Raw genomic sequence first — 6,436 nt, 5'->3', positions numbered from 1 at the left:
GTTCAAACGGAATTTGTCGCAAGCCAGCGGTTTTAAGCTCGGCATTCAAGAATTTCATATCGAAGGCCGCGTTGTGGATCACAAGCGTGCTGTCGCCAATAAAGTCCAAGAAATCCTGCGCAACCTCTTTGAAAACGGGCTTGTCCAGCAAGGTGACTTCGTCAGCGCGGGCAGGGCGGGGTGGTTCAAGAATATCTGGACCAATCCCGTGCACCCCGAACGCGCCTGCAGGCATCGTGCGTTTGGGATTTATGTATTGGTGATAGGTGCGCCCCGTTGCGATGTGATTGTCGAGCTCAATCGCACCGATTTCAACCAAACGGTCCCCCGTCAGCGGGTCAAATCCTGTGGTCTCAGTATCAAGAACGATTTCACGCACGCGGTTTCTCCGTGGTTGGGGCAGCCCTGAGGGTTGCCAGTATCTTTTGCACGCCTGCCTCAGCCACTTCAAGCGAGGTTGTTTCAATCACAAAGTCCGCGCGGGCGCGTTTTTCAGCGTCGGGCACCTGTTTGGCAACAATCGCGTCAAATTGCGCCTCTGTCATGTTCGGCCGCGCCAAAACCCGCGCGCGCTGCACACTATAGGGCGCGGACACAACGACAATGACATCGACGTCTTGCGCCAGCCCTGTTTCAAACAGCAAAGGCACGTCGAGCACCACGATGGGCGCCTCACTTTGCGCCAAAAAGCGCTGTCGATCTTGGGCAACCAAAGGGTGCACGATCTGTTCGATCTGCTTGAACGCATTTGGCGTTTCTTTGATCCAAGCCTTTAAAACTTCGCGGTCCACCGTGCCATCTACAGTTGCAGCGGGGCAAATATCGCCAATCGCCTGAATGGCATCCGCGTCGCGCGTATACAGATGGTGCACCGTGCTATCAGCATCCCAAACAGGGATGCCTGCCGATTTAAACATCTGCGCAGTGGTGCTTTTGCCCATACCGATTGAGCCGGTCAGCCCGATAACTATGGGGCGCGCGTCGGTCATTTTGCCAACAAAACTTGGCGCGTTTCTTCGTCCACTTCAGGACGCACGCCAAACCAACGCTCAAACCCAGGGGCCGCTTGGTGCAACAGCATGCCAAGCCCATCCACAGTCTGACAGCCATTTCTGGCGGCATTTTCCAAAAACGCGGTGCGCAGCGGCGTGTAAACAAGGTCCGTCACCACGGCTTTGGGCGACAAGGCCTCAAGCGGGACATTGAATTCAGGCTTACCGACCATGCCAAGCGAGGTCGTGTTGACAACGGTCATCGCGCCTTCCAACATGCTGCCGGCTTGCACCCATTCGACGACGGAAATCTTGGTGCCAAATTCGGCCCGAAGCGCGTCTGCGCGAATGCGTGTGCGGTTTGACAGGCGAATTTCGGTCACGCCGACATCCAAAAGCGACGCAATCACCGCGCGCGCCGCACCCCCTGCACCAAACACCGCCGCCGGGCCAGCTGTTGGCGTCCAGTCCGCATTGGACCTCAGGTTTTCAACAAACCCGTAACCATCTGTATTATCAGCGTAAAGTTTACCATCGGGCCGAAAGATCAGCGTATTTGCAGCGCCGATCAAGGCGGCACGGTCAGTGACAACATCGGCGATCGACAGCACTGTTTCTTTGTGCGGAATGGTAACATTCGCCCCAACAAACCCCATTTTTGGCATGCTGCGCAGGACCTCTTCGAGATCACTTTGCGCCACATCCAAATGAATGTAGTGCCCTTTGACGCCATATCGTTTGAGCCAAAACCCGTGCAAATCCGGTGATTTACTGTGGCCAATAGGGGACCCAATCACGCCCGCCAATGGAATCTTCGTGCTCATGATGAAATCACTCCTCTTTGAGCAAGGTATCCTAGAATTTCGAAAAGCGGTAAACCAAGAACATTGAAATAGTCGCCATCAATACGCGCAAACAGCCGCGCGCCTTCTTCTTCTAACTTATAACCGCCAACAGAATGACGAATGCTGTCCCAATTGCGGGTGACGTAATCATCCAAATAGGCGTCGGAATTGGTTTTCATCTGCAAACGCACTTCGCCAATGTGACGCCATTTCGGCTCACCCGCCTCATAGATCACCGCCGCAGACAGCAGTTTATGCCGCTCACCGTTCAATTCGGCCAGTTGCGCGCGCACCTCGTCTTGGTCTTTGGGTTTGGAAATCAAACGACCTTTAAATGACAACACCTGATCGCAGCCGAGCACGATGGCGTCGGGAAACTTCATCGAAATCTTGCGCGCTTTGCCTTCTGCAAGAGCATCCGCCACATCGCGTGGATACGCGCCTTCGGCAATCAGCGCCTCTTTAATACTATCTTCATCAATAAGCGGCACATTTATTTCAAATGGTACCTTTGCATTGGCAAGCAACGTCTGACGAATCGACGACCCTGAAGCCAATATCAGTGATTGAGACATGTTGATGATCCTGTGGAAAAGATACCCTGAACCGTGTTGGTCCTTACGGGGATAACCATGTCATGGAAAATCCGTGGGGAAAAGTCGGCAGTTTCACGTTTTCTACCAACGCTTTCTCCTAAGTGGAAAAGAAAATTGCGGGGCTGTGAATTTTATCGGCTCAAAAATGCTGTCCAGCAGATATCCGAACACTCATCCTCAGCCTTCAAATTCATAACGTTCTGTTAATTTGACTGTTTTAGATCTTATCCACAGAAACACGTGGTTTTGAACGCTCGGCTTATCCTTGTGTAGAAAGCGATGGGATAACTCGATAATCCACACAATCCACAGGCCCTACAAACAACATCATCTTTTCTTTCTTTCTTATATTATTTTAAGAAGGGTACGAACATTGGAGTGCCCAGAATGAGTGAGATCCTCTCAAACCTATATCCGTGGACCAAATCGCTTCACGTGATTTCCGTGATTTCATGGATGGCGGGTATTTTCTATTTGCCACGCTTATTCGTGCGCCATACCGAAAGCGTCGAAATCGGCAGTGAAACAGATCGCTTGTTTCAAGACATGGAACTCAAGCTCTTCAAAGTGATCATGACACCTGCTGCCACATCAACGTGGATTTTCGGATTGGCATTGGTCTTAACCCCAGGCGTGGTCGATTGGAGCTCAGGCTGGTCTTGGGTGAAAGCGGGCAGTGTGATCCTTTTGACGTGGTTTCACCTTTGGTGCGGCCGCATGCGCAGAGACTTCGTTGCCGGTCAAAATCGTCTGACAGGCAAGCAATACAGGCTGATGAACGAGGTTCCGACTATTTTGATGATCATTATCGTGATCATGATTATCGTGCGGCCAATCTGAGAAAGATTGACTCACCCCACACAGCTGGCTATTGAACCTTAACTCCCAGCCGTCCGGCACTCATGGGAAATTTCACACCACTTTTAAAAACTGATCGCCCTGCGGTCACAGTTTGGATGTCGCGATGACTGTTAATTCCCTTAATCTTTCTGATCTCAAAGCCAAAACCCCCAAAGACTTGCTGGCGATGGCGGAAGAGCTCGAGATCGAAAACGCGTCCACGATGCGCAAGGGCGAGATGATGTTCTCGATCCTCAAAGAGCGCGCCGAAGAAGATTGGGAAATCACCGGCAATGGCGTTTTGGAAGTTCTGCAAGACGGTTTCGGCTTTTTGCGCTCTCCTGAGGCGAACTACCTGCCTGGCCCTGACGACATTTACGTGTCTCCAGAGATTCTGCGTCAATTTGGTATGCGCACCGGTGACACCGTCGAGGGTCTGATGCAGGCGCCAAACGACAACGAGCGCTACTTCACCATGACAAGCGTGACGCAGATCAACTTTGAAGATCCTGAAAAAACGCGCCATAAAATCAACTTCGACAACCTGACACCGCTCTACCCAGACGAGCGTTTGAATATGGAAATCCAAGATCCGACGCTCAAAGATCGCTCTGCACGGATCATCGATCTTGTTGCGCCGATTGGTAAAGGTCAGCGGTCTTTGATCGTGGCGCCACCGCGCACTGGTAAAACCGTGTTGTTGCAAAACATCGCGTCTTCAATCGGCATCAACCACCCAGAGTGTTATTTGATCGTTCTTTTGATCGATGAACGCCCTGAAGAGGTGACCGATATGCAGCGTTCGGTGAAAGGCGAAGTTATTTCGTCGACCTTTGACGAACCTGCCACCCGTCACGTTGCCGTTTGTGAAATGGTGATCGAAAAAGCCAAGCGTCTCGTGGAACACAAACGCGATGTTGTGATCTTGCTCGATTCCATCACGCGCTTGGGCCGTGCCTACAACACCGTTGTGCCATCTTCAGGTAAGGTTCTGACCGGTGGTGTGGATGCCAACGCTCTGCAACGCCCAAAACGCTTCTTTGGTGCCGCGCGTAACATCGAAGAGGGCGGCTCTTTGACCATCATCGCCACCGCTTTGATCGATACAGGTTCGCGCATGGACGAAGTTATCTTTGAGGAATTCAAAGGCACAGGTAACTCCGAGATCGTTCTGGATCGCAAAGTCGCTGACAAACGCGTCTTCCCTGCGATGGACATTCTCAAATCTGGTACGCGTAAAGAAGAGCTTTTGGTCGATGCAAAAGACCTGCAAAAGACCTACTTGCTGCGCCGTATCTTGAATCCGATGGGCACAACCGATGCGATCGAATTCCTGATTTCCAAACTCAAGCAAACAAAGTCGAATTCCGAATTCTTCGACTCAATGAATGCATAATATATAATTATCAATGGGTTAGCCTATGGATACGATTTATGCTCTCGCATCAGCCCGCGGTAAAGCAGGCGTCGCAGTGGTCCGGATTTCCGGGCCTCTTGCGTTTTGGACGGTTGAAAAACTATGTTGTTCTGTCCCCAAACAGCGCCATGCATCCTTGCGCGTTTTGAAAGATGAGCAGGGCGATGTGTTGGATGAGGCTTTGGTTTTGTGCTTTGAAAAAGGCGCATCCTTTACGGGCGAGCAAAGCGCAGAGCTGCAATTGCATGGCTCCGTCGCGATCGTAAAATCTGTCTTGGAAGAGCTGTCCAAATTTGACGGTTTGCGCATGGCAGAGGCAGGCGAATTTACGCGTCGTGCACTTGAAAACGAACGTCTTGATTTGGCGCAGGTCGAAGGTTTGGCGGATCTGATCGAATCCGAAACCGAAGCACAACGCAAACAAGCGATGCGTGTTTTGTCCGGTGCTTTGGGCGATAAGGCCTCTGGCTGGCGCACCTCGCTTATTCGCGCCGCCGCGCTGATCGAAGCGACGATTGATTTCGCCGACGAAGAAGTTCCCGTCGATGTGTCTCCCGAAGTTCTTGAACTGCTGGCCGAAGTGATGCTTGAGCTTGAGGCCGAAGTCTCTGGCGTGCGAATTTCAGAGCGCATTCGCGAAGGGTTTGAGGTCGCCATCGTTGGCCCGCCAAATGTCGGGAAATCAACCTTGCTCAACGCTTTGGCAGGGCGCGAAGCTGCAATTACATCGGAAGTGGCCGGCACAACGCGCGACGTTATCGAAGTGCGCATGGACTTGGCTGGTTTGCCTGTCACCTTGCTCGACACCGCAGGCCTGCGCGACACCACTGATATCGTCGAAACCGTTGGTATCGCACGCGCAAAAGAACGCGCAGAAGCCGCCGATCTGCGGGTCATTTTGATCCGAACTGCGGACGCAGCCCCTGAAATCACACCCAAAAAGGGTGATTTGGTTATTGTTGGCAAAGATGATGACGGCACCTCAGCGCAAATGTCAGTATCAGGCCAGTCTGGCCATGGCATCGAGGCGCTTGTCGCTGCGGTCTCTGATCGCTTGTCATCCATGGCCTCTGGCGCATCCACTGCCACGCGCGAGCGGCATAGAATTTCGATGACAGTGGCTTTGTCCACTTTGGATTCGGCGAAAAATGAAGTACTGATGGGCGCAGAGCGCGCTGAACTGGCTGCAGAAGATATGCGTACGGCGATTCGAGCCCTTGATGCACTTGTGGGGCGCGTTGATGTTGAAAACCTGTTAGATGAGATTTTCTCAAGTTTTTGCATTGGCAAGTAGCCATAGACCTAAGGAATGTTTCACGTGAAACAACGAGATTTTGATGTTGTCGTCGTCGGAGGCGGTCATGCGGGCGCTGATGCGGCGGCCGCGGCTGCACGCACGGGCGCAAAAACGGCCTTGATAACGCTCAAAATGAGCAATATCGGCGTTATGTCGTGTAATCCGGCCATTGGCGGCTTGGGAAAAGGCCACCTTGTGCGCGAAGTCGACGCCCTTGACGGTGTTATGGGGCGCATCGCCGACAAAGCCGGTATTCAATATCGCCTGCTCAACCGTCGCAAAGGCCCCGCAGTTCAAGGCCCACGCGCGCAAGCAGACCGTCAAATCTATCAAACGGAAATGCTCGCCGAGCTTTCAAACACGCCAAACCTAAGCATCGTCGAAAGTGAAGTGACCGATCTTTTGATGGACGGTGATCGTGTTTCTGGTGTGGCTTTGGGGGATGGCAG

The 6,436-nt window shown here is 52.4% G+C and carries 8 protein-coding genes; 4 read left to right on the top strand and 4 right to left on the bottom strand.

Annotation, left to right across the window (positions count from 1 at the left end):
• The 4 genes from ABF287_RS13585 to ABF287_RS13570 all read right to left on the bottom strand — a co-directional run.
• Positions 1–379, bottom strand: a 379-nt coding sequence (locus ABF287_RS13585; RefSeq protein ID WP_347185540.1) for an exonuclease domain-containing protein, incomplete at its 3' end; no start/stop codon positions are given.
• Positions 372–989: a dephospho-CoA kinase gene (coaE, locus tag ABF287_RS13580; protein WP_347185539.1), complete on the bottom strand. Its 618-nt coding sequence runs from the start codon at positions 987–989 to the stop codon at positions 372–374. The genes coaE and ABF287_RS13585, both read right to left, overlap by 8 nt.
• Positions 986–1,816 (bottom strand): shikimate dehydrogenase, encoded by an 831-nt coding sequence (locus ABF287_RS13575; RefSeq protein WP_347185538.1) that lies wholly within the window; start codon positions 1,814–1,816, stop codon positions 986–988. Before ABF287_RS13575 ends, coaE begins: the two co-directional genes overlap by 4 nt.
• The gene (locus ABF287_RS13570) at positions 1,813–2,412 is read right to left on the bottom strand and encodes a nucleoside triphosphate pyrophosphatase (protein WP_347185537.1); all 600 of its coding nucleotides are present in this window, start codon (positions 2,410–2,412) and stop codon (positions 1,813–1,815) included. The genes ABF287_RS13575 and ABF287_RS13570 overlap by 4 nt, the downstream gene beginning before the upstream one ends.
• Positions 2,413–2,820: 408 nt before the next feature.
• Here ABF287_RS13570 and hemJ point away from each other — a divergent pair, with 408 nt between their 5' ends.
• The 4 genes from hemJ to ABF287_RS13550 form a co-directional block, all read left to right on the top strand.
• Positions 2,821–3,273 (top strand): protoporphyrinogen oxidase HemJ, encoded by a 453-nt coding sequence (gene hemJ, locus ABF287_RS13565; RefSeq protein WP_347185536.1) that lies wholly within the window; start codon positions 2,821–2,823, stop codon positions 3,271–3,273.
• 124 nt (positions 3,274–3,397) lie between these two features.
• Positions 3,398–4,669 (top strand): transcription termination factor Rho, encoded by a 1,272-nt coding sequence (gene rho / locus ABF287_RS13560; RefSeq protein ID WP_347185535.1) that lies wholly within the window; start codon positions 3,398–3,400, stop codon positions 4,667–4,669.
• Positions 4,670–4,694: 25 nt separating this feature from the next.
• On the top strand, positions 4,695–5,984 hold the full coding sequence (mnmE, locus tag ABF287_RS13555; RefSeq protein WP_347185534.1) for a tRNA uridine-5-carboxymethylaminomethyl(34) synthesis GTPase MnmE: 1,290 nt from the start codon (positions 4,695–4,697) through the stop codon (positions 5,982–5,984).
• Positions 5,985–5,999: 15 nt separating this feature from the next.
• On the top strand, positions 6,000–6,436 hold a 437-nt coding region (locus tag ABF287_RS13550), incomplete at its 3' end, for an FAD-dependent oxidoreductase (RefSeq protein WP_347185533.1).

The organism is Pacificibacter sp. (assembly GCF_039769035.1).
Taxonomy (GTDB): Bacteria; Pseudomonadota; Alphaproteobacteria; order Rhodobacterales; family Rhodobacteraceae; genus Celeribacter.
Note: the sequence above shows the minus strand (reverse complement) of the source record. Positions and strands in the feature narration are given on the sequence as shown.

What these genes read in the sequence shown, in the direction of transcription:
- coaE (WP_347185539.1), bottom strand. Translation starts at nt 989, where the DNA reads ATGACCGACGCGCGCCCCATAGTTATCGGGCTGACCGGCTCAATCGGT.
- ABF287_RS13575 (WP_347185538.1), bottom strand. Translation starts at nt 1,816, where the DNA reads ATGAGCACGAAGATTCCATTGGCGGGCGTGATTGGGTCCCCTATTGGC.
- ABF287_RS13570 (WP_347185537.1), bottom strand. Translation starts at nt 2,412, where the DNA reads ATGTCTCAATCACTGATATTGGCTTCAGGGTCGTCGATTCGTCAGACG.
- rho (WP_347185535.1), top strand. Translation starts at nt 3,398, where the DNA reads ATGACTGTTAATTCCCTTAATCTTTCTGATCTCAAAGCCAAAACCCCC.
- mnmE (WP_347185534.1), top strand. Translation starts at nt 4,695, where the DNA reads ATGGATACGATTTATGCTCTCGCATCAGCCCGCGGTAAAGCAGGCGTC.
- hemJ (WP_347185536.1), top strand. Translation starts at nt 2,821, where the DNA reads ATGAGTGAGATCCTCTCAAACCTATATCCGTGGACCAAATCGCTTCAC.